Source organism: Symbiobacterium ostreiconchae (assembly GCF_055396975.1).
Genome location: NZ_AP042454.1, coordinates 608,169 through 626,537 on the forward strand (window position 1 = coordinate 608,169; position 18,369 = coordinate 626,537).

At 68.6% G+C, this 18,369-nt stretch carries 24 protein-coding genes; 7 read left to right on the forward strand and 17 right to left on the reverse strand.

The window, feature by feature from the left end; genetic code table 11:
* Nucleotides 1-38: 38 nt before the first annotated feature.
* Nucleotides 39-1,055: an ABC transporter substrate-binding protein gene (locus ACZ5UM_RS02880; RefSeq protein ID WP_464846870.1), complete on the forward strand. Its 1,017-nt coding sequence runs from the start codon at nucleotides 39-41 to the stop codon at nucleotides 1,053-1,055.
* A 71-nt stretch (nucleotides 1,056-1,126) separates the two neighbouring features.
* On the opposite strand, the gene ACZ5UM_RS02885 is transcribed toward ACZ5UM_RS02880, so the two are convergent.
* Genes ACZ5UM_RS02885 through ACZ5UM_RS02895 form a run of 3 tightly spaced genes read right to left on the reverse strand, consistent with a single transcriptional unit; the run spans nucleotide 1,127 to nucleotide 4,843 of the window.
* Nucleotides 1,127-2,368 (reverse strand): serpin family protein, encoded by a 1,242-nt coding sequence (locus tag ACZ5UM_RS02885; protein WP_464846871.1) that lies wholly within the window; start codon nucleotides 2,366-2,368, stop codon nucleotides 1,127-1,129.
* 17 nt (nucleotides 2,369-2,385) lie between these two features.
* On the reverse strand, nucleotides 2,386-3,621 hold the full coding sequence (locus tag ACZ5UM_RS02890; RefSeq protein WP_464846872.1) for a serpin family protein: 1,236 nt from the start codon (nucleotides 3,619-3,621) through the stop codon (nucleotides 2,386-2,388).
* 13 nt (nucleotides 3,622-3,634) lie between these two features.
* Entirely contained in the window at nucleotides 3,635-4,843 is a 1,209-nt protein-coding gene (locus ACZ5UM_RS02895) for a serpin family protein (RefSeq protein WP_464846873.1), read from the reverse strand.
* 132 nt (nucleotides 4,844-4,975) lie between these two features.
* On the opposite strand from ACZ5UM_RS02895, the gene ACZ5UM_RS02900 reads away from it, so the two are divergent.
* The gene (locus tag ACZ5UM_RS02900; RefSeq protein ID WP_464846874.1) at nucleotides 4,976-5,461 is read left to right on the forward strand and encodes a DinB family protein; all 486 of its coding nucleotides are present in this window, start codon (nucleotides 4,976-4,978) and stop codon (nucleotides 5,459-5,461) included.
* 69 nt (nucleotides 5,462-5,530) lie between these two features.
* On the opposite strand, the gene ACZ5UM_RS02905 is transcribed toward ACZ5UM_RS02900, so the two are convergent.
* Both ACZ5UM_RS02905 and ACZ5UM_RS02910 read right to left on the reverse strand, forming a co-directional pair.
* Nucleotides 5,531-5,959 carry a hypothetical protein gene (locus ACZ5UM_RS02905; protein ID WP_464846875.1) on the reverse strand — a complete coding sequence of 143 codons (429 nt, stop codon included), beginning with the start codon at nucleotides 5,957-5,959 and terminating at the stop codon, nucleotides 5,531-5,533.
* 138 nt (nucleotides 5,960-6,097) lie between these two features.
* Nucleotides 6,098-6,601, reverse strand: coding sequence for a VUT family protein (locus tag ACZ5UM_RS02910; RefSeq protein ID WP_464846876.1), 504 nt, complete (start codon nucleotides 6,599-6,601; stop codon nucleotides 6,098-6,100).
* A gap of 104 nt (nucleotides 6,602-6,705) precedes the next feature.
* Here ACZ5UM_RS02910 and ACZ5UM_RS02915 point away from each other — a divergent pair, with 104 nt between their 5' ends.
* Genes ACZ5UM_RS02915 through ACZ5UM_RS02930 form a run of 4 tightly spaced genes read left to right on the forward strand, consistent with a single transcriptional unit; the run spans nucleotide 6,706 to nucleotide 8,785 of the window.
* On the forward strand, nucleotides 6,706-7,236 hold the full coding sequence (locus ACZ5UM_RS02915; RefSeq protein WP_464846877.1) for an RNA polymerase sigma factor: 531 nt from the start codon (nucleotides 6,706-6,708) through the stop codon (nucleotides 7,234-7,236).
* A complete protein-coding gene (locus ACZ5UM_RS02920; RefSeq protein WP_464846878.1) occupies nucleotides 7,236-7,649 on the forward strand; it encodes an anti-sigma factor family protein in 414 nt (137 codons plus the stop codon). The genes ACZ5UM_RS02915 and ACZ5UM_RS02920 overlap by 1 nt, the downstream gene beginning before the upstream one ends.
* A 52-nt stretch (nucleotides 7,650-7,701) precedes the next feature.
* A complete protein-coding gene (locus tag ACZ5UM_RS02925) occupies nucleotides 7,702-8,406 on the forward strand; it encodes a hypothetical protein (RefSeq protein ID WP_464846879.1) in 705 nt (234 codons plus the stop codon).
* Between the two features lies 1 nt (nucleotide 8,407).
* Nucleotides 8,408-8,785, forward strand: a complete 378-nt coding sequence (locus ACZ5UM_RS02930) for a GerW family sporulation protein (RefSeq protein WP_464846880.1) — start codon at nucleotides 8,408-8,410, stop codon at nucleotides 8,783-8,785.
* A gap of 42 nt (nucleotides 8,786-8,827) precedes the next feature.
* Here ACZ5UM_RS02930 and leuB read toward each other — a convergent pair whose 3' ends face one another.
* Nucleotides 8,828-9,934: a 3-isopropylmalate dehydrogenase gene (leuB, locus tag ACZ5UM_RS02935; protein WP_464846881.1), complete on the reverse strand. Its 1,107-nt coding sequence runs from the start codon at nucleotides 9,932-9,934 to the stop codon at nucleotides 8,828-8,830.
* A gap of 50 nt (nucleotides 9,935-9,984) precedes the next feature.
* Nucleotides 9,985-10,377: a thioesterase family protein gene (locus ACZ5UM_RS02940; protein ID WP_464846882.1), complete on the reverse strand. Its 393-nt coding sequence runs from the start codon at nucleotides 10,375-10,377 to the stop codon at nucleotides 9,985-9,987.
* A gap of 71 nt (nucleotides 10,378-10,448) precedes the next feature.
* On the opposite strand from ACZ5UM_RS02940, the gene ACZ5UM_RS02945 reads away from it, so the two are divergent.
* Complete coding sequence (locus ACZ5UM_RS02945; RefSeq protein WP_464846883.1) at nucleotides 10,449-11,057, forward strand: class I SAM-dependent methyltransferase; 609 nt, start codon at nucleotides 10,449-10,451, stop codon at nucleotides 11,055-11,057.
* Here ACZ5UM_RS02945 and ACZ5UM_RS02950 read toward each other — a convergent pair.
* The 10 genes from ACZ5UM_RS02950 to ACZ5UM_RS02995 all read right to left on the reverse strand — a co-directional run bounded on the left by ACZ5UM_RS02950 (nucleotide 11,036) and on the right by ACZ5UM_RS02995 (nucleotide 18,364).
* Nucleotides 11,036-11,623: a thymidine kinase gene (locus ACZ5UM_RS02950; RefSeq protein WP_464846884.1), complete on the reverse strand. Its 588-nt coding sequence runs from the start codon at nucleotides 11,621-11,623 to the stop codon at nucleotides 11,036-11,038. The genes ACZ5UM_RS02945 and ACZ5UM_RS02950 overlap by 22 nt on opposite strands.
* A gap of 81 nt (nucleotides 11,624-11,704) precedes the next feature.
* Nucleotides 11,705-12,466, reverse strand: a complete 762-nt coding sequence (locus ACZ5UM_RS02955; RefSeq protein ID WP_464846885.1) for an N-acetylmuramoyl-L-alanine amidase — start codon at nucleotides 12,464-12,466, stop codon at nucleotides 11,705-11,707.
* Nucleotides 12,467-12,592: 126 nt separating this feature from the next.
* Nucleotides 12,593-12,988, reverse strand: coding sequence for a 30S ribosomal protein S9 (gene rpsI / locus ACZ5UM_RS02960; RefSeq protein WP_464846886.1), 396 nt, complete (start codon nucleotides 12,986-12,988; stop codon nucleotides 12,593-12,595).
* Between the two features lie 22 nt (nucleotides 12,989-13,010).
* The gene (rplM, locus tag ACZ5UM_RS02965) at nucleotides 13,011-13,442 is read right to left on the reverse strand and encodes a 50S ribosomal protein L13 (protein ID WP_464846887.1); all 432 of its coding nucleotides are present in this window, start codon (nucleotides 13,440-13,442) and stop codon (nucleotides 13,011-13,013) included.
* A 180-nt stretch (nucleotides 13,443-13,622) separates the two neighbouring features.
* Nucleotides 13,623-14,426, reverse strand: a complete 804-nt coding sequence (gene truA / locus ACZ5UM_RS02970) for a tRNA pseudouridine(38-40) synthase TruA (RefSeq protein WP_464846888.1) — start codon at nucleotides 14,424-14,426, stop codon at nucleotides 13,623-13,625.
* A 21-nt stretch (nucleotides 14,427-14,447) separates the two neighbouring features.
* The gene (locus tag ACZ5UM_RS02975) at nucleotides 14,448-15,254 is read right to left on the reverse strand and encodes an energy-coupling factor transporter transmembrane component T family protein (RefSeq protein ID WP_464846889.1); all 807 of its coding nucleotides are present in this window, start codon (nucleotides 15,252-15,254) and stop codon (nucleotides 14,448-14,450) included.
* Nucleotides 15,251-16,117: an energy-coupling factor transporter ATPase gene (locus ACZ5UM_RS02980; RefSeq protein ID WP_464846890.1), complete on the reverse strand. Its 867-nt coding sequence runs from the start codon at nucleotides 16,115-16,117 to the stop codon at nucleotides 15,251-15,253. The genes ACZ5UM_RS02975 and ACZ5UM_RS02980 overlap by 4 nt, the downstream gene beginning before the upstream one ends.
* The gene (locus ACZ5UM_RS02985) at nucleotides 16,093-16,956 is read right to left on the reverse strand and encodes an energy-coupling factor transporter ATPase (protein WP_464846891.1); all 864 of its coding nucleotides are present in this window, start codon (nucleotides 16,954-16,956) and stop codon (nucleotides 16,093-16,095) included. Before ACZ5UM_RS02985 ends, ACZ5UM_RS02980 begins: the two co-directional genes overlap by 25 nt.
* Before the next feature lie 71 nt (nucleotides 16,957-17,027).
* Nucleotides 17,028-17,369: a 50S ribosomal protein L17 gene (rplQ, locus tag ACZ5UM_RS02990; RefSeq protein WP_464846892.1), complete on the reverse strand. Its 342-nt coding sequence runs from the start codon at nucleotides 17,367-17,369 to the stop codon at nucleotides 17,028-17,030.
* Between the two features lie 47 nt (nucleotides 17,370-17,416).
* Nucleotides 17,417-18,364, reverse strand: a complete 948-nt coding sequence (locus ACZ5UM_RS02995) for a DNA-directed RNA polymerase subunit alpha (RefSeq protein WP_464846893.1) — start codon at nucleotides 18,362-18,364, stop codon at nucleotides 17,417-17,419.
* Between the last annotated feature and the right edge of the window lie 5 nt (nucleotides 18,365-18,369).

Consider the following 18,369-nt stretch of genomic DNA (forward strand, 5'->3'; position numbering starts at 1 on the left):
GAGAGCAGTTTGGAAGGCACAGAGGAGGGCGATCTGCCGTGCGTCGCGTATGCGCAGTGCTTCTGACCGCCGCGCTCGTGCTGGCCGGGTGTGGCGGGACCACGTCTCAACCGCAGGGGTCCAGCGATAACAGCTCCGGCTCCGGGTCGACCGCCGGGCCGATTCGGATCGGCCTCACCCAGATCGTGGAACATCCGGCCCTGGACGCCACCCGGCAGGGCATCATCGACGGTCTGCGGGAGGCCGGGTACGAGGACGGCAAGGAGATCGAGATCGACTTCCAGTCGGCCCAGGGCGAGCAGCCCCTGGCACAGCAGATCGCAGAGAAGTTCGTCGCCGACAAGAAGGACCTCATCATCGCCATCGCCACGCCCAGCGCGCAGGCTGCGGTGAACGCCACCAAGAACAACCCGATCCCGGTGGTCTTCAGCGCCGTCACCGACCCGCTCAGCGCCGGCCTGGTCTCGGACCTGCAGAAGCCCGGCGGCCACGTCACCGGGACCTCTGACCTGGTGCCGGTGAAGATCCAGATGGAGCTGTTCGACCGGCTGGGCCTCAAGGTGACCAACCTCGGCGTCATCTACAACGCCGGCGAGGCCAACTCGGTGGCGCTGATGAACGACATCCACGCCGCCGCCGGAGAGATGGGGCTGAACATCGTGGAGGCGACCGTGGCCAACGCCACGGAAGTGCAGCAGGCGGCCCAGTCCCTGGTCGGCCGGGTGGACGGCCTCTACCTCATCACCGACAACACCCTCGCGCAGGGCGTCCAGGCGGTGATCGACGTGGCCAACAGCCAGAAGATCCCGGCCATCTCGTCGGTGGACAGCTATGTGGAGCAGGGCGCCCTGGCCACGTTCGGCCTCGACTACTACCTGCACGGCAAGCTGACCGCCGAGGTGGTGGTCGACATCCTGGAGGGCAAGAACCCCGGCGATCTGCCCGTGCGGTACAACGAGGACCTGAGCCTCATCATCAACACCAAGACGGTGGAGACCCTGGGCCTGGACATCCCGGCGGCGGTCCTGGAGGAGGCCCAGAAGATCGGCGACTAGGAGAGACGGCGGAAGACGAGGCGCTCCCCCTGGCCCGGAATGGGCCGGGGGAGCGCTGTTATTTCCGCTGTCTACGACGGGTCCAGGATCGCGCCCAAAAACAGCGTGACGCCGGTGCGGTCGTCCCGGATCGCCAGGAGGAAGGGCCTGTCCAGCACCACCTCAGGGGGTGCGGCAAGCGGCGCGCTGCCGGCCCTCATTTCCACGGCGGTGGCGCCGGCCGCCTCGGTGCCCTTCTCGTGGATCTCCAGGTAGGTCTTCTGGATCACCCGGTCCACGTACAGCGGCTCAGGGGTGTCCAGCAGCCCGCTGAAATCCGCCTGCTCGGCGTCGAACGCCCGCTCCATGCCCAGCGCGCGGAGAGGATCCTGAAGTTCGTGGGCGTCCTCCAGCCGCACCTTCGGCAAGGCCAGCCGGATCGGTTCCTCCGCCATTCCGTCGATCCACCCCCGGAACCGCCCGGGGGTGAGCCCCTCCACGAAGCCGTCCCACTCGTCCGGCATGAAGGCGTAGAGCGCCAGGTCGCCCTCGCCGTAGGGCAGCCGCACCCCCACCAGCCCATCTTCCGCCAGGTAGCCGAAGGTCTCCGTCTGGCGCATGAACGGAACCTGCACCACGCTGCCGTCCGGCCGGTGGAAGGGCCCGGGTTCCGTGCGGTCGGGGTTGAACGGCTCCTGCCACTCGCCCTTGAAGTAGAGAGCGTTCACCAGCACCATGCGGGTGTCCTCGGAGGTCTTGTCGATCAACGCCGGGATGCGATCCCGGGTCCGGCGCGCCACCCAGCGGTTGATGGCCTCGGCCGCCTGTGGCCTGCCGAACTCGGTCTCGTACAGCTCCGCACCGTAATGCTCCCGGGCCACCTCCCGGAAGGCCGGCACCACCTCGAACCCCTTGTGGTACCAGACGGCGTTGGCCGTGGTGAGCTCCACCTGCTCGCCGGGATGGGCCATGATACCCCACACGTCCCGCATGGCCTCGTTCACGGCACCGGTGTCCGCCTCCCCGTACCCCAGGGCGGCGAGCATCTCCCGCTGCGTCTCGCCCCGGGCGCCGTTGGCGGTCAGGCTGAGGATCACCTGGGCGCTGACGGGCGACAGGAACAGGTTCTCACCCTGCCGGTCCGCGTACACCGCCTGGAGCAGCCCGATCCCGAAGCGGTCGGCAGCCTCCGCCAGGGCCGGGTCCACCGACTCCGGCCGGGGAGGCGCCGCGGCCAGGCCCTGGCCACCGGGCAGCAGGCCGCCGCAGCCCTGGAGCAGGAGCCCGGCCAGCAGCACGGCGGGCAGGATGAGCCGCTTACGCATGGCTGACATCCGCATGCAGCACCCCCCTACGACGGATCCACGATCGCGCCCAGGAAGAGGGTCACGCCGGTCCGGTCGTCCCGGATCGCCAGCAGGAACGGCCTGTTCAGCACCACCTCGGGCGGTTGTTCGGCCGGGGCGCTGGTCAGGGTCACGCCCACGCCGGTGGCGGCCGCGGCCTCGGTCCCCTCCTCGTGGATCTCCAGGAAGGTCTTCTGGATCACCCGGCTGATGTAGAGCTCCGGGCTCTCCGTGAACAGGCCGCCCAGGTCAGCCTGGCCGGGGGTGAACGCCCGCTCCATGCCCATCGCCGCCAGCGGCTCCTTCAGCTCCGCCTGATCGGTGAGCTTCACCTTGGGCATGGCGAGGCGGATCTCCCGCAGGCCCATCCCGGCGATCCACTCCGCATAGCGCTCGGGGGTCAGCCCCTCCACAAAGCCTTCCCACGCGTCCGGCATGAAGGCATAAAGGGCCAGGTCGCCCTCGCCGTAGGGCAGCCGCACGCCCACCAGCCCCTCCTCCGCCAGGTAGCCGAAGGTGGCCGTCTGGTGCATGAAGGGGACCTGCACGCTCCGGCCGTCCGGCAGGGTGAAGGGGCGGTCATGGGTGCGGTGGGGATCGAAGGGCTTCTGCCACTCGCCCTTGAAGTACAGGGCGTTGACGAGCCACATCACGTCGTCGGGCCGCGTCTGGTCGACCAGCCGCGGGATGCGGCCGCGGGTCTGGTCCGCGACCCAGCGGTTGATGGCCTCCGCCGCGGCCGGCTCCCCGAAGGTGGTCTCGTTCACCTGCGCCCCGTACCGCTGCGCGGCCACTTCCAGGAAGGCCGGGGCCACCGCCATGCCCTTCTGGTGCCAGATGGCGTTGGCGGCGCTCAGCTCGACCCCCTTACCGGGGTGGGCCAGGATGCCCCGCAGGTCGCGGATGGCCTGGTTGACCGCGTCCAGATCCATGCCCGCGTACCCCAGGGCCTCCAGCATTTCCTGCCGGGTCTCGCCCCGGGCGCTGTTGGCCGTGAGGCTGAGGATGATCTGGGCGCTGGCGGGCGACAGGAAGAGGTTCTCGCTCTGCCGCTCAGCGTGCACCGCCTGGAGCAGGTGGATCCCGAACCGGTCCGTGGCCTGCATCAGGCCCGGGTCTACCGCCTCCGGCCGGGGAGGCGGCGCCGCCATGCCCGTGCCTCCCGGGCCGCCGGCGCCGGGCAGCGCGCCGCCGCAGCCGGTCAGAAAGAAGCCCACGAGCAGAAGCGTGAGCAACTTCATCGTACGCACCTCCTTACACCGGGTCCGTCACGGCCCCCAGGAAGAGCAGGGCGCCGCTCTCGTCGTCGCAGATCGCCAGCAGAAACGGGCGGTCGACCTCCACCAGCGGCAGCGGGGCGCTCTCCCGCATGGCCACTCCGGTGGCGGCCGCCGCCTCCGTCCCCTCCTCGTTGACCTCCATGAACGTCTTCTGAACCACATCCGATATCTCCACGCCGCGCCGGCCCTCGCCGAAGATGCCGGTAAAATCGGCCTGGCTCCCATCGAACGCCCGCACCAGCCCCAGGGCCTGCAGCGGCTCGTTCAGCTCGTGGGTCGCCTCCAGCTTGAACTTCGGCACCCGCACCAGCCCGTGCTGGGGGGCAAAGCCTTCCATGATCTCGGCCCAGGCCTCGGGCGTCAGGTCGGCGAGAAAGCTGTCCAGGTCATCGGGCACAAAGAGGTACATCGCCACCCGGCCTTCGCCGTAGGGGAGCCGCACGCCCCGCACCGTGCGTTCGCTGCCTTCCGCCTGCCCGGCTGCCAGCACCTCCCACTCGCCGTCCCGCTCCATGAAGAAAACGGTGCGTTCGGCGCCACTTGCCGTGGTGAAAGTGCCGCCCCGGGTCTGCTGCGGGTCGAAGGCCTCGCTCCACGCCCCCTTGAAGTAGAGGGCGTTGGCCAGCACCATGACGGTGTTCCGGCTGGTCTCCTCAAATAGTTTCTCAATCTTACCCCTGGTCTGTTCAGCCGTCCAGTCGTTGATCTTGTCCGTGCCGGCCCGTGTGCCAAACTCGGCCTCGTCCACCGCCGCGCCGTAGTACTTCCCGGCCAGGTCGACGAAGGCCTCCTCCACCGCCACGTCCGGGCGGTGCCATACGGCGTTGGCCAGGTTGACCTCCACCTTCGGGTCCGGCCGGGTGAGCACCGCGTGCAAGGCGCGGTTGCCCGCCTGGATCTCGTCGGGCGTCAGCCCGTCCAGCCGCAGGGCCTGCCAGAACTCCGCCTGGGTCTCGCCCCGTGCGCCGGCCCCGGTCAGGCTGAGCACCACGCTCGCGCTCACGGGGGAGAGCAGGGCGTTCTCGCCGGTGTAGACCTCCTTCAACAGGTCGATCCCGAACGCCACCGTGGCCTGACCCACGCGTGGGTCCACCTCCGGCAGTTCGGCGGCCGGGTTCGACGCCAGGCCGCCGCAGCCGGCCAGTAGGGCCGTCAGCAGCAGCGCGCTTGCCATCCGTCTCATGGGGTCATCGCCTCCTACCCCTCAGACGTGCGCACAGCGGCCCCCCGTTTCAGCGGAGGGTGCGCGCAGGCTGAACCGCCGCCGTGCGCCCTTCGTTTATCTGGGTAAGTACGATAAGGAGGGGATCGTGCAGTGCTCACCAGCCTCGCCGACTTCGCCCGCTACTTTGAGTCGGTCCGCGGCCGCACCCTCTCGTTCATCCAGGCGGTTCCGGCCGACCAGATCGACTTCGCCCCCCGCCCCGGCAAGTTCTCCTTTGGCGACCTGATCCGCCACATCGCCGCCACGGAGCGGATGTTCGTGGACGGCGTCCTCGACGGACACTGGCGCTACCCCGGCCACGCCCGTGAGCTCGGCCCCACCAAGGAGGAGGCCGTCGACCACCTGGTGCGCACCCATGCGGAGGCGATGGCCAGACTGCAGGCGGCCGACCCCGGCGTGTTGAAAATGAGACGCACCACGCCCTTCGGCATGACCGTGAGCGCGTGGCGCCTGCTGATGACGATGGCCGAGCACGAGATTCACCATCGGTCGCAGATCGGACAGTACCTGGTCCTCCTTGGCATGGAGCCGCCCCAGGTATTTGGCCGGAAACTGGAGGAGCTGTTGCAGCAGTGACCCCGGGCGGTCCGGCTCCCCCCACGAAGAACCCCGAAGGCGGCTTCGCCTTCGGGGCTTCCGCGTTGTTCAGCTTGCCCGCTTCAGGGGCTTCACCGCCGTCAGGTGGCGCCGGCAGGTGACCAGGGCGTGCCGGCCCACCAGGGCGATCGCCCCGTGCAGCAGCGCGTGGGCCACCAGGGCGACGGGATGGCCGTAGCCGCGCAGAGCCAGGTACACGTTGAGCACCAGGCCTGCGATCACCTCCACCCAGATGACCAGCTTCACCAGTTCCCGGTTCAGGTGCGGCCGGCTGGCGCCCCGCAGCAGGAACACGCCCAGCACGGCCACAATCGCGCCGATGAACAACACGCCGTCCGCCAGCACCCGCTGCCCGCCGGGCTCCAGGCCCAGCCCGGCGGTCGGGATGACATACGAGAGCAGCAGCGGGTTGAACAGAAAGGCCATGGCCAGGTACAGGGCCCCCACCCCGTACATCCAGGCGCTCAGGTAGCGCATCCCCACACCCCTCCATGTTCCGCGGAAAAGTTCGTCTTTTAACTATAGCAGAAGAGTCGCACGCTGTCGAGAAGGAAATAGGGCGAACGCCCTAGACCGTTCGCCCTACGAGAGGATGCCTGCGATAGACCGAAAGGATCACCGTTCCTGGGTCTGGGCCCGGCGCCAGTAGACCCGGTCCAGCAGGAGCGCCCACACGTACCCGCCGGCGACCTTGGCCAAGACCTGGCCGCCCACGATCAGCGGCATGAAGCTGCCGAAAGCGACGGTCGTGAAGACGACGGAGTCCACCACGGCGGAGACGGCGTTGGACCCGTTGACCCGCCAGAGCTTGGGCCGATGGCGCATGAGGTGGTACACGACGGTGTCGGCCGCGCCGGCCGCCGCGAACGCGGCGAACGAGGCGAGCGCGATGCGCCCCGCGTCCCGGTTGAGCAGCCAGGAGAGCACGGAACCCGCCAGGATCAGGAGGGCCATCTTGCCCCAGAGGTTCTTGCCTTCCCACCGCTCGTGCAGGGCGTCGCGGGTGGTGATGTCAAGGCCGATAAAGACAAACGAGTTGATGATGCTCGCGTACGGCCCGAAATAGGCCACGGAAAGGTTGGCCGCCACGATGGCCGCCAGGTACAACGCAACCAGCATGCTGTACTGTCTCCTTCGGAAAACTGAGGTTGTTTGCCCCACAACTGAAACTTTCTGCAGAGCCAGATGGTATTTCAGGGTAGAGGGCGGAGGGAGGCTCGCAGATGGACCGGGACGCGTCGATCATCCAGTTGTGCCGGCAGGGTCACGGCGCGGGCTTCGCCCGCCTGGTGGAAGCCTATCAGGACAGAGTCTACCGCACCGCATATGGCTTCGTCCAGCACCGGGAGGATGCGCAGGACCTCACCCAGGAGGTTTTTCTGCGGACGGTGCGGGCCATCGACTCCCTGGACCCCTCCCGCCCCCTGTGGCCCTGGCTCAGGCGGGTTACCGCCAACGTCGCCCTCAACTACCTGAAGCAGCGGCGAGGCCACCTGTCGCTGGACGCCCTCCCCGAGGCCGCCCTGCCCGGGGACCCCGCCGCCGAACCTTCCTGGACCCTGGTGGACCTGCAGCGGGCGATCGCCGACCTGCCGCCCCTCTGGCGCATGGTGGTCATCCTGCGGCACCAGGAGGACCTCAGCTACGAGGAGATCGCCCGGATGCTGGATATCCCGGTCGGCACCGTGAAGACCTACCTGTTCCGGGCCCGGCGGTGGCTACGCGCCCGGCTTTCGACTCAGGGGGTGGAATGATGCCATTCATGCGCTGCGATGAGGAACTGGTCCAGCTCTACGTCGACGGCGTTCTGCACCCTGCCGAGGCTGCGCTGGTGGAGGCGCACCTGGAGGAGTGCCAGGCGTGCCGCCGTCAGGCCGGCTTCTACAAGAGCCTCTACTGGGACCTGCGCGGCGCGGACCGGCTCGCGCCGGAGCCCCCGCAGGATGCCGACGCCCTGGCCGCACAGCTCCTGGCCGAGTACCGGCGGCGCACGCAGCCCGATCCCAAGCCGGCCACCGCATGGGGCTTCAGCACCCTGTGGCTCACGGCCAACCCGGCATTTGCCCGGCCCGCCCGGGCGATCGGCAGCCTGGGCCATATCGGGGTCGAAGGGCTGAAGCGCTCACTCCGGCTGCGCCGGTGGCTGGGGCGGAAAGGGGGCGGTTGACCTGCTGGCGATCCTGGGCGCGGTCGGCACGGCGCTCGTCCGCCTGCTCCTCGTGCTCCTGGGACTGCTCCTGCTCCTCCTGCTCGCCCTGCTCTTCGTACCCTGCCACGTCCGCGTGCGGGCCCGTTCAGACCTGGCGGCCGACGACTGGGAGAGCCCGCTGCTCGGCCGGGCCGAGGCGAGCCTCCGCCTCCGGTGGGGCCTGCTGCTGCTCACCGCCGGCGCAATCTGGTCTGACGGCGCGCTGCAGTCCTCGGAGGTCCGGGTGATGGGCCGCCGCATGGACGGCAGGGCAAGAAACACACGAAGGCCGGGCGCGGGACGGAAGCCCCGGGGCGGGCCCGAAGGGAGGCCGGGGCAGAGGGGCGATCGGAAGTCCGGGCGTCGCCGCTCGCGCACTGACCTTGAACTGGTCCTGGCCGTCCTGCGGGAGGCGGCGCGGCTTCCGGGCAGGCTCTGGCGCTCCTTGGGCGTGCGGTTTGCGGCAGAGGGCACCTACGGCTTCCCCGACCCCTCCCTCACCGGCTTCTGCGAGGCCGTCCGCTGGAGCACCGGCCTCGGGCGCGCACTCTCCCTCACCCCCGATTTCCAGCGCCCGTGCCTGATCGGGGCGGGCGAACTCTCCGGCCGCCTGTACGGCTTCCGCCTGCTGCGCATCGCGTGGCAGGTGGCGCGCAACCCGGTCATCTGGAACCGAATCGTGGGGAACATCCGCTTCAGGCCCCTGCGGGCCATCCTGCTGAAAGGAGGATTCTGACATGTCTGTGCAGATGCTGGATTCGCTGATGGAGACCCTGGAGAAGCACCTGACGGTCAAGACGATCATCGGGGAACCGATGACGGTGGGCAACGTGACGCTGATGCCCGTGATGGACCTGACCTTCGGCTTCGGCGCCGGCAGCGGCGAGGGCCGGGACGACAAGCAGGGCGGCGGCTCGGGCGTGGGCGGCGGCGGCGGCGCCCGCCTGGCGGCCAAGGCCGTGATCGTGATCAAGGACGGCGAGGTCTCCGTCCTGCCGCTGGGCAAGGGCACGGCCATCGACAAGATCGTCGAGGCGATCCCCGCCATCCTGGAAAAGGCCCCGCTGAACGTGAAGGTGAACGCCGTCAGGAAGGAAGAGAAGGAGGACGACTGACGATTGGGGGTCCACCCCGCCGGGGTGGACCCCCTTCCCGTGTCACCCGATGCGCCTGGCCACCTCTGCCGCCATGCCGGCGGTACCGAGGACGGCGCTGCCGGGCACGGTGATGTCGCCCGTGCGGTAGCCCGCTTCCAGCACCTCGGCCACGGCCCGCTCCACAGCCCGGGCCGCCTGCTCCTGTCCCAGCGAGTGGCGCAGCAGCAGGGCGCCGCACAGGATGGCGGCGAGCGGATTGGCTCGGTCCTGGCCGGCAATGTCCGGCGCCGACCCGTGGATGGGCTCGTAGAAGCCCTTGGGCAGGCCGAAGCGGTTCCGCGCGGACCCCAGCGAGGCCGAGGGCAGGAGGCCGATGGAGCCGGTGAGCATGGCCGCCTCGTCAGACAGGAAGTCGCCGAAGAGGTTGGAGGCCAGCATCACGTCGAAGTCGCCGGGCCGGCGCAGAATCTGCATCGCCGCGTTGTCCGCCAGGAGGTGCTCCACCTCGACGTCGGGGAACTCCCGGGCCACCTCGTCGACCACGGTGCGCCACAGCTTCCCCGCCTCCATGACGTTGGCCTTGTCCACCGAGGTGAGCTTCTTCCTCCGCCCGCGGGCGATCTCAAAGCCCATGCGGGCGATGCGGGCGATTTCGGCGTCGGTGTAGACCTCGGTGTTCACGGCCCGGCGGGTGCCGTCGGGCAGGGTGGTGATGCCCCGCGGCTCGCCGAAGTAGATGCCGCCCACCAGCTCCCGCACGATGATGAAGTCCACACCACCGCCGATGACCTCGTTCTTCAGCGGCGACGCGTCCTTCAGCGCCGGGTAGAGCAGGATGGGCCGCAGGTTGGCGAACAGGTCGTAGCGCTTGCGGATGGCCAGGAGGGCGGCTTCGGGGCGCAGATCCCACGGCAGTCCGTCGTACCGGGGGCCGCCCACGGCCCCGAAGAGGATGGCGTCGGCCCGGTCGCAGGCCTCCTGCGTCTCCGCGGGGAAGGGGTGGCCCGCGGCATCATAGGCGGCTCCGCCCACCAGATGCTCCGAGAACGCCAGGCGGAAGCCGTGGGCAGCCGCTGCTGCCTGCAGCACGGTCACTGCCCCCCGGGTGACCTCGGGACCGATGCCGTCGCCCGGGAGACAGGCGATGTGGTAGGTAGGCTGAGCCAAGACAGGAACACCTCCAAATGGTTTGGAGGAAGTTTAGCACGTTAAAGCGTTTAAGACAACTGCTTTTCCCGTGCCCGCTGGAGAAACCGGTCCCGCTGGATGACGAACCGCTCGTGGGTACCGGCGCCGATCCGCTCCCGGTCGTCGAAGGCCTCGACCCGGAACGTGAGCCGCCGCCCTTCCACCCGCTCCAGCACCGCGGTGGCGCGGACGCTCATGCCGGGCGGGGTCGCAGCCAGGTGCTGCACGTGCACGGCGGTGCCGACGGTGGTCTCGCCCTCGCCCAGGTGCGGCTGGACAGCCCGGGCGGCCGCCTCCTCCATCAGGGCAATCATCATGGGCGTCGCGAATACCTCCACCAGGCCGCTGCCGACGGCACTGGCGCAGTTCTCCGGGGTTACCGCAGTCCGGGCCTCTCCACGGAGACCGGGGCTGAGCGCCATAGTATCTCCTCCCGTGCTCCTCTGCTCGTGGTTTTCGTCCAAACTCCAGACAGGCAAAGGGGTGATGCGGGTTGGCCCACAAGTTCGACCCGAAAGGGGCCGAGCGGCTGCTGGACGAAAGCCGCCGCGGCTGGCACGATCCGGAACGGATCCTCGGTCATCTGGACCTCGCCCGCTGCACCGCGCTGGCCGACGTGGGGTGCGGGCCTGGGTGGTTTGCGCTGCCGGCGGCCCGGGCCATGGGCCCCGGGGGCGTGGTGTACGGCATCGACCTCCGCGAGGAGATGCTGGATCTCCTGCGCCGGCGGGCGGGCGAGCAGGGGCTCGGCAACGTCCTGCCCGTCCTGGCCGAGGAGGAGGACGAGTGGCCGGTGCCCACCGAGTCGTGCGACGCCGTCCTGATCGCCGACGTCTACCACGAGGTCGATCCCGCCTCCATGTTCATCGGCGAGGTGAAGCGCATCCTCCGCCCGGGCGGGATCTGCCTGGTGGTCGACTGGAAGCCCGAGGCGACCCCGGTGGGGCCGCCGCCGGACGTCCGGCTGGATCCGGAGGACGTCACCCAGGAGTTCACTGCGGGCGGATTCCGCTTCCTGGGCGCCTGCGATGTGGGACCGTACTCCTACGGGCTGAAGTTCAGCAAGCCGCCGCACCCTGGTCAGCACGTCTCCCCGCGCTGACGGCGGCCTTCCAGCCAGCACTTGCGGCAGCGGGCCTCGTACCGCTCGCCGCCGCCCACCGCCACGTCCTCGGTCTTGGCGGTGAGCGAGAAGGGCTTCGTGGCCGGCTCGCCGCAGACGACGCACACGCCGTAGACCGACGTGATGCTGTCGGCCAGGGCCAGCAGCTGCGGCATGCAGCCGAACGGCTTGCCCTCGGAAGTCTGCGAGAGACCGGCCACGATGACGTAGTGGCCGCGGTTGGCCAGTTCCTGAACCGTATCCACCAGCGACGGGTCGTAGAACTGGGCCTCGTCGATGGCGATCACGTTGGGCTTATGGAGTTCGGCATACCAGAGGATCTCCAGCGGGCTGTCGGTATGAATCGCTTCAAACCGCAGCCCGTCGTGCGTCACGATCACCTCGTCGTCGGTGTAACGCCTGGCCATGCGCGGCTGAAAGACGACGGCCGTCCGCTTCGCCAGGATGAACGTCCGCACCCGGCGGATCAGTTCCGTCGTCTTGCCGGCATACATGCTCCCCGAGGTGATGACATCGATCCAACCGTAGTTGAGATTCCGGTGCAACGTCGGCGCCTCCCCTGGCTGGTGCAATTCCTACAGGGGTTTCGAGGCGCCGACCTTTGATTCCTTCGCCCTGCCGCGATCTCAGTCCCCGGAACGGGGCGGGCTCGGGTCCGCCGGGTTATCGGGCGCCACGCCGGGGCTGCGCGCCAGGTACTCCCGGTACGCCTCAACGCCCTCGGCGATGGCCAGGGCGATGGTCCGCTGGTACTCGGGCTGCTGCAGCTTCTCGCGCTCGGGACGGTGGGAGAGGAAGCCCATCTCCACGATGACCGCCGGCACGTCCGTCGTGCGCAGCACGAAGTAGTCGCCCGGCAGCGCGTAGCGGGTGGTGTCCGTCCGTTCCCGCAGCCGGTTCTGGATGGCGATGGCGAGGGTCTTCCCTTCCGCCGAGCCGCCTTTCTGGTAGAAGGTCTGCGCCCCCCAGCAGTTGCAGCGGTCCTGGTTCGCGTGCAGCGAGAGGAACAGGTCCGCCCGGTGCTCGCTCGCCAGCGCCACCCGCTGGCGCAGGTCCTCCCGGACCGTGCGCGAGTAGTGGGTGTCGTCCGAGCGGGTCAGGATCACCCGCGCGCCGCGGGCCTCCAGCAATTCCTTCAGCACCTGGCTCACCTGCAGGGTGAGGTCCTTCTCCTTCACGCCCTCAACCACAGCCCCCGGATCCCAGCCCCCGTGACCGGGGTCCACCACGATGACCATGCCGGCCAGCGGGCCGGGCGGGGCCTCGGGGGCCTGCGGCTCCCCTGCCGGCCCATCTGCCCGCAGCCCGGCCACGAAACGCATCCCGGCCAGCACGACCACGACTGCCAGGACCGCCATCACGGCCTGGAGCACAGGAAACCTGCGCACACGCCTCCCTCCCTCACGGAGGATGGGTATGCGCCAGTCGGTCGGACATGCTGGTTTCCGCGGGACAGGCCGGGACGGAAGGAGGACAAAAGCCCGTGGCGGCGACGCCACGGGCCTGTACAGCTTTTAGCGCTTGGAGAACTGCGGGCGCTTGCGGGCCTTCTTCAGACCGTACTTCTTCCGCTCCTTCATCCGCGGGTCGCGGGTGAGGTAGCCGGCCTGCTTCAGGGCGGGGCGGAGTTCAGGGTCCACCTTCAGCAGCGCCCGGGCGATGGCGTGCCGGCACGCGCCGGCCTGGCCGGAGATGCCGCCGCCGATCACGTTCAGGTACACGTCGAACTTGCCCGTCGTGCCGGTCACGGCGAAGGGGCTCTCCACCAGCATCTGCAGGGTCTGGAGACCGAAGTACTCAGAAAGGGAGCGGCCGTTCACCACGAAGTTGCCGGTACCCGGCACCAGGCGTGCCCGGGCGATGGCCTTCTTGCGGCGGCCCGTACCCCAGTATTGCGTCACGGTCGACATCGTTCAACACGCCTCCTTTCGATTAGACCTCAAGCGGCTCGGGCTTCTGCGCCGCATGCGGGTGCTCGGGACCGGCGTACACCTTCAGCTTGCGGTACATCTGCCTGCCCAGCCGGTTGTGAGGAAGCATGCCCTTGATGGCGAGCTCGAGAACGCGCTCAGGCCGCTTCGCAATCATCTGCTCGAAGCTGATGGCCTTCTGGCCGCCCGGGTAACCGGAGTGACGGTAATAGATCTTGTCGGTGACCTTCTTGCCGGTCACCTTGACCTTCTCGGCATTGACGATGATGACGTAATCGCCGCAGTCGACGTGCGGGGTAAACGTGGGCTTATGCTTGCCGCGCAGAATGGCAGCCACCTGGCTGGCCAACCGCCCGAGGGTCTTGCCCTCCGCGTCGACCACATACCACTTCCGCTCAACATTCTGCGGCTTGGCCATGAATGTCGTGCTCACGGGGTTCCCTCCTACGGAATCGGTCAGTTGAGGGTCAATCTATGGAATCGGCCGGCGCCTGGCGTACACGCCCTACTCGGGGAAAAGGCGTGAGGTCCAGGTCGCTCCTGGTCTCAACCTCTTTTGGCCAGAGGTGGCGAGGTCAACGCTCCTTAGTATACATTGGTGTCCGATCCACTGTCAAGGCTCCAAATCCGCGTCGGGCGCGGTCTCCAAGGCCCACGGCGGATAGCTCGGACCGTCGCCGTACACCACCTCTTCGAGGCAGAGGCCGTGGGGAGGCAGGGTCCTGCCGGCATCCTGCCGGTTGCCGGTCGCCAGCGCCCGCTTCACCCTGTCGATGCTGCGCCGTCCGGCGCCCACCTCCAGAAGGGTACCGGCGATGATCCGCACCATATTGTAGAGAAAGCCGTCGGCCGCAATGTCCAGGTGGAGGAACGGCGGCTCCTCCGTCAGCGTCAGCCGGGTGACGGTCCGCACCGACGTGCGGGCGGAACCCCCCGTCGCCCGGAAGGCGGCAAAGTCGTGCCTCCCCACCAGAATGGCCGCCGCCTCCCGCATCGCGTCCACGTCCACCGGCCGCGGCCAGTGGTAGCTGTAGAGGCGGGCCAGAGGCAGCCGGTACGGCGCGAGGCAGAACGTGTACCGGTACCGTTTCTCCCGGGCCCAGTACCGGGCGTGGAAGTCGGGCGGCGCCAGTTCAGCGCCGACCACGGCGATGTCATCCGGGAGGCGGCTGTTGACGGCCGCCGGCCACCGGTCGATGGGGATGGTTGCGCGCGTGCGCAGGTGCACGACCTGACCCCGGGCGTGGACGCCGGCGTCGGTCCGCCCGGCGGCAGCGCCGATGCGCAGCTCCGGTTCACCGGTAACGGCCCGCAGGGCCTCTTCCAGCCGCTGCTGGATGGTGATGCCGTTGGGCTGCCGCTGAAAACCGGCGTAGGCCGTGCCGTCGTAGGCGAGAACCAGCTTGATGGTCCGCATCGCGCACCCCCTCATGCGGCGCTACCCGATGCCGGCGACCCGCATGACCACGATCAGGGCGACGAATCCGATCAGCACCCCGAGCGCGACGCCGTCCCTCGGGGCAAAGGTCAGCTCCCGCATCCGGGTCCGCCCCTCGCCGCCGCGGTAGCCCCGGGCCTCCATGGCGGTGGCCAGCTCGTCGGCCCGCCGGAAGGCGGCCACGAACAGCGGCACCAGCACGGGTACGAGGCTGCGCACCCGCGAGACGACGGAACCGGTGGAGAAGCTCGCGCCCCGGGCCTGCTGCGCCCGCATGATGCGGTCGGCCTCCTCCGCCAGGGTGGGGATGAACCGCAGGGCGATCGTCATCATGAGCGCCAGCTCGTGTGCAGGAACGCCGATGGGCCGGAGCGGCCGGAGCATCATCTCCAGACCGTCGGTGAGCCGGATCGGCGACGTGGTCAGCGTGAGAATCGACGCGATGGTCACCAGCAGGATCAGCCGGGTCGAGGTCACGCCCACCAGCCGCAGGCCCTCCCGCGTGGCGACCAGGGGGCCCAGGCGGAAGAGCTCTTCTCCCGGCGTCAGGAACAGGTTGAACAGGGCCGTGATCACCAGGAAGATGAGGATGGGCCGCAGGCCCCGGAGGATCTGCTTCAGGGGCACCTGACCGAGCAGCACCATCGCCAGGGTGAACAGGACCACCGCGAGGTGGCCCGGCCAGGCCCTGGGCAGGAAGATGGCCACCGACAGAAGGATGACCGCCGTGATCTTCACCCGCGGATCGAGCCGGTGCAGGATCGAGTTTCCCGGGTAGTATTGCCCGATGGTCACCTGAAAGCTCACAGGCCACCCGCCTCCTTCTTGCCCGCGAGCACGGCCTTGATGGCGGCCACGGCCTCATCCATGGTGACCACGTCCGGCGGGATGGGCCAGCCCCGCTCCCGGAGCTTGTCCGCGAGCACGACGGCCGCCGGAACCCCGAGGCCGATGGCCTCCAGTTCCGCCCGGCGGGCGAAGAGCTCCCGCGGCGTGCCCAGCATGTGGACGCGGCCCCGGTGCATCACCAGCACCTTGTCGGCGTACTCGGCCACGTCGTCCATCGAGTGGGATACCAGCACGACCGTCATGCCCATCGCGGGGAACCGGCCGACCAGGTTCAGGATCTCCCTGCGCCCCTGGGGATCCAGCCCCGCCGTGGGCTCATCCAGGATCAGCACCCGGGGCTCCATGGCCAGCACCCCGGCCAGGGCCACCCGGCGCGCCTGGCCCCCGGAAAGGCCGAAGGGCGACCGGTCCTTCATCTCAGGGGGAAGCCCGACCCGCTCCAGCGCCGTCATCACCCGCCGCTCCACCTCGGCGTCGTCCAGCTGCATGTTCCGCGGCCCGAACGCGACGTCCTCGTAGATGGTCTCGCCGAACAGCTGGTGTTCCGGGTACTGGAAAACCAGGCCCACCCGCTGGCGCACCTTCCGGAGGTCGGTCTTCCGGTCGGAGAGGTCGAGCCCGTCGACCAGGACCCGCCCCGATGTGGGCCGCAGGAGGCCGTTCATGTGCTGAATCAGGGTGGACTTCCCCGATCCGGTGGGGCCGATGATTCCCCAGAACTCCCCGTCGGAGATGGTGAGGGACACGTCGTCCAGGGCCTTCCACGCAAACGGCGTCCCGGGCTGATAGATGTGGCTTACGGCCTCGAATACAATTGGCATAGCGCTTCCACCAGCTCATCCAGCGTCAGTATGGTGTCGGGAAGCGGCACGCCCTCTGCGCGCAGCCGCTGCGCGGCCTGCACGGCGGGAGGCAGATCCAGCCGCAGCGCCCGCAGGCGGTCGGGCTGGCTGAACACCTCGCGCGGGGTGCCGGACAGCTGTACCTTGCCACCGGCCATCACCACCACCCGGTCGGCGACGGCCGCCTCCTCCATGAAGTGTGTGATCCAGACGACGGCCATGCCCAGCTCGCGGTTGAGTCGGCGCACCACCGCGAGCACCTCCGCCCGGCCCGACGGGTCGAGCATCGCCGTGGGCTCGTCCAGCACCAGGCAGGCAGGCCGCAAGGCCAGGGCGCCGGCGATGGCTACCCGCTGCTTCTGGCCGCCGGAGAGCAGGTGCGGCGACCGCTCCCGGTGCTCGCTCATGCCCACGGAAGCCAGCGCCTCGGCCACCCGGGCGCGGATCTCGGCGGGCGGGAGCCCCTGGTTCTCCGGGCCGAAGGCGACATCCTCCTCCACCACGGCGGCGACGATCTGATTGTCCGGGTTCTGGAAGACCATGCCCACCCGGTCCCGGATCGGCCACAGGTTCTGCTCCTCCCGGGTATCCAGCCCGTCGACCAGCACCCTGCCCGTGCGGGGGAGCAGGAGGGCGTTCAGGTGCCTCGCCAGCGTGGACTTGCCCGAACCGTTCATGCCCAGAATCGCCAGGAACTCGCCCCGGCGGACCTCCAGATCCACCCCGTCGAGGGCCAGCCTGACCTGTGCGGCGCCCTCGGCGTCCTCACGCCCGTAGGCGAACGTGACCCCCTCGGCCACGATGTACGGGTTGGCCACGGCGCATCTCTCCTCACGGCTTGCTGAAACGCCCGGGCGCAGCCGCGCCCGGGCGTTTCGCACCAGTTGGTTCAGACCAGTTCGAGAATCGCCATGGGGGCCGCATCGCCCTTGCGAACGCCGGTCCTGATCACCCGGGTGTAGCCGCCGTTGCGGTCGGCGTACCGGGGAGCAATCTGCGTGAAGAGCTTCGTCACGACCGACTCGTCGTAGATGTAGGCGAGGGCCTGCCGACGGGCGTGCAGATCGCCGCGCTTGGCCAGGGTAATCATCTCTTCGGCGATGGACTGAACTGCCTTCGCCTTGCCCTCGGTCGTCTCGATCCGCTCCTTGTCGAACAGGGCCGTCACCACAGCCCGGAACAAGGCTTTGCGGGCCGAGCTGTCCCGGCCGAGCTTCTGATACTTGGCCATTTTCCTTTGTTCACCCCTATCCTGTCCAGATCGAAAGCGCCTCGGGGCTATTCATCCGACTGCCGCAGTGACAGGCCGAAGGCCGCCAGCTTGGTCTTAACCTCTTCCAGCGACTTCTTGCCCAGGTTGCGGACCTTCATCATCTCTTCGTCGGTCTTGGAGACCAGTTCCGCGATGGTGTTGATGCCCGCCCGCTTCAGGCAGTTGTACGACCGCACCGACAGATCGAGCTCCTCGATGGTCATCTCCATCAGCTTGTTGCGCTCGTCGTCTTCCTTCTCCTGCATGACCTCGATCTCGTCGGCGTCCTCGGTGAGCGAGATGAAGAGCTCGAGATGCTCCTTGAGGATCTTCGCCGCCCAGGAGCAGGCCTCGTCGGGCCGGACGGCCCCGTTGGTCCAGACCTCCAGGGTCAGCTTGTCGTAGTTGGTCTTGTTGCCGACGCGGGTGTGCTCGATGGTGTAGTTCACCCGGCGGATGGGAGAGAAGATCGAGTCCACGGGGATCACGCCGATCGGCATGTCCGGGGTCTTGTTCTGGTCAGCCGGCACATAGCCCCGCCCCTTGCCGACGGTAATTTCCGCGATGAGCCGGCCGCCCTTGTCCAGGGTGGCGATGTGCAGGTCCGGGTTGAGGATCTCCACATCGGCGTCCGTATGAATGTCCCCCGCCCTGACGACGCCTTCACCTTCCGCCTGGAGGCGCAGGACCTTCGGTTCGTCGCTGTGCACCCTCAGCGAAAGCTGCTTGAGGTTGAGGATGATGTCCGTCACATCCTCGACCACACCGGGGAGCGTGGAAAACTCATGCAGCACGCCGTCGATCTTCACAGAGGTGACTGCGGCGCCGGGCAGCGAAGAGAGCAGGATCCGCCGCAGCGAGTTGCCAAGGGTGATGCCGTAGCCGCGCTCCAGAGGCTCCACCACGAACTTACCGTAGCTGTTGTCCTCCGCCAGCACCACGGTCTCAATCTTGGGCTTTTCCATTCCGATCATCTGGT

Excerpts from the sequence above, each read along its gene's own strand:
- ACZ5UM_RS02910 (WP_464846876.1), bottom strand. The coding sequence starts at position 6,601 with ATGCTGGTTGCGTTGTACCTGGCGGCCATCGTGGCGGCCAACCTTTCC.
- rplQ (WP_464846892.1), bottom strand. The coding sequence starts at position 17,369 with ATGGCCAAGTATCAGAAGCTCGGCCGGGACAGCTCGGCCCGCAAAGCC.
- ACZ5UM_RS02980 (WP_464846890.1), bottom strand. The coding sequence starts at position 16,117 with ATGCCAATTGTATTCGAGGCCGTAAGCCACATCTATCAGCCCGGGACG.
- ACZ5UM_RS02885 (WP_464846871.1), bottom strand. The coding sequence starts at position 2,368 with ATGTCAGCCATGCGTAAGCGGCTCATCCTGCCCGCCGTGCTGCTGGCC.
- ACZ5UM_RS02930 (WP_464846880.1), top strand. The coding sequence starts at position 8,408 with ATGTCTGTGCAGATGCTGGATTCGCTGATGGAGACCCTGGAGAAGCAC.
- ACZ5UM_RS02895 (WP_464846873.1), bottom strand. The coding sequence starts at position 4,843 with ATGAGACGGATGGCAAGCGCGCTGCTGCTGACGGCCCTACTGGCCGGC.
- truA (WP_464846888.1), bottom strand. The coding sequence starts at position 14,426 with ATGCGGACCATCAAGCTGGTTCTCGCCTACGACGGCACGGCCTACGCC.
- ACZ5UM_RS02995 (WP_464846893.1), bottom strand. The coding sequence starts at position 18,364 with ATGATCGGAATGGAAAAGCCCAAGATTGAGACCGTGGTGCTGGCGGAG.
- ACZ5UM_RS02905 (WP_464846875.1), bottom strand. The coding sequence starts at position 5,959 with ATGCGCTACCTGAGCGCCTGGATGTACGGGGTGGGGGCCCTGTACCTG.
- ACZ5UM_RS02920 (WP_464846878.1), top strand. The coding sequence starts at position 7,236 with ATGCCATTCATGCGCTGCGATGAGGAACTGGTCCAGCTCTACGTCGAC.
- ACZ5UM_RS02890 (WP_464846872.1), bottom strand. The coding sequence starts at position 3,621 with ATGAAGTTGCTCACGCTTCTGCTCGTGGGCTTCTTTCTGACCGGCTGC.
- ACZ5UM_RS02915 (WP_464846877.1), top strand. The coding sequence starts at position 6,706 with ATGGACCGGGACGCGTCGATCATCCAGTTGTGCCGGCAGGGTCACGGC.
- rpsI (WP_464846886.1), bottom strand. The coding sequence starts at position 12,988 with ATGTCGACCGTGACGCAATACTGGGGTACGGGCCGCCGCAAGAAGGCC.
- ACZ5UM_RS02940 (WP_464846882.1), bottom strand. The coding sequence starts at position 10,377 with ATGGCGCTCAGCCCCGGTCTCCGTGGAGAGGCCCGGACTGCGGTAACC.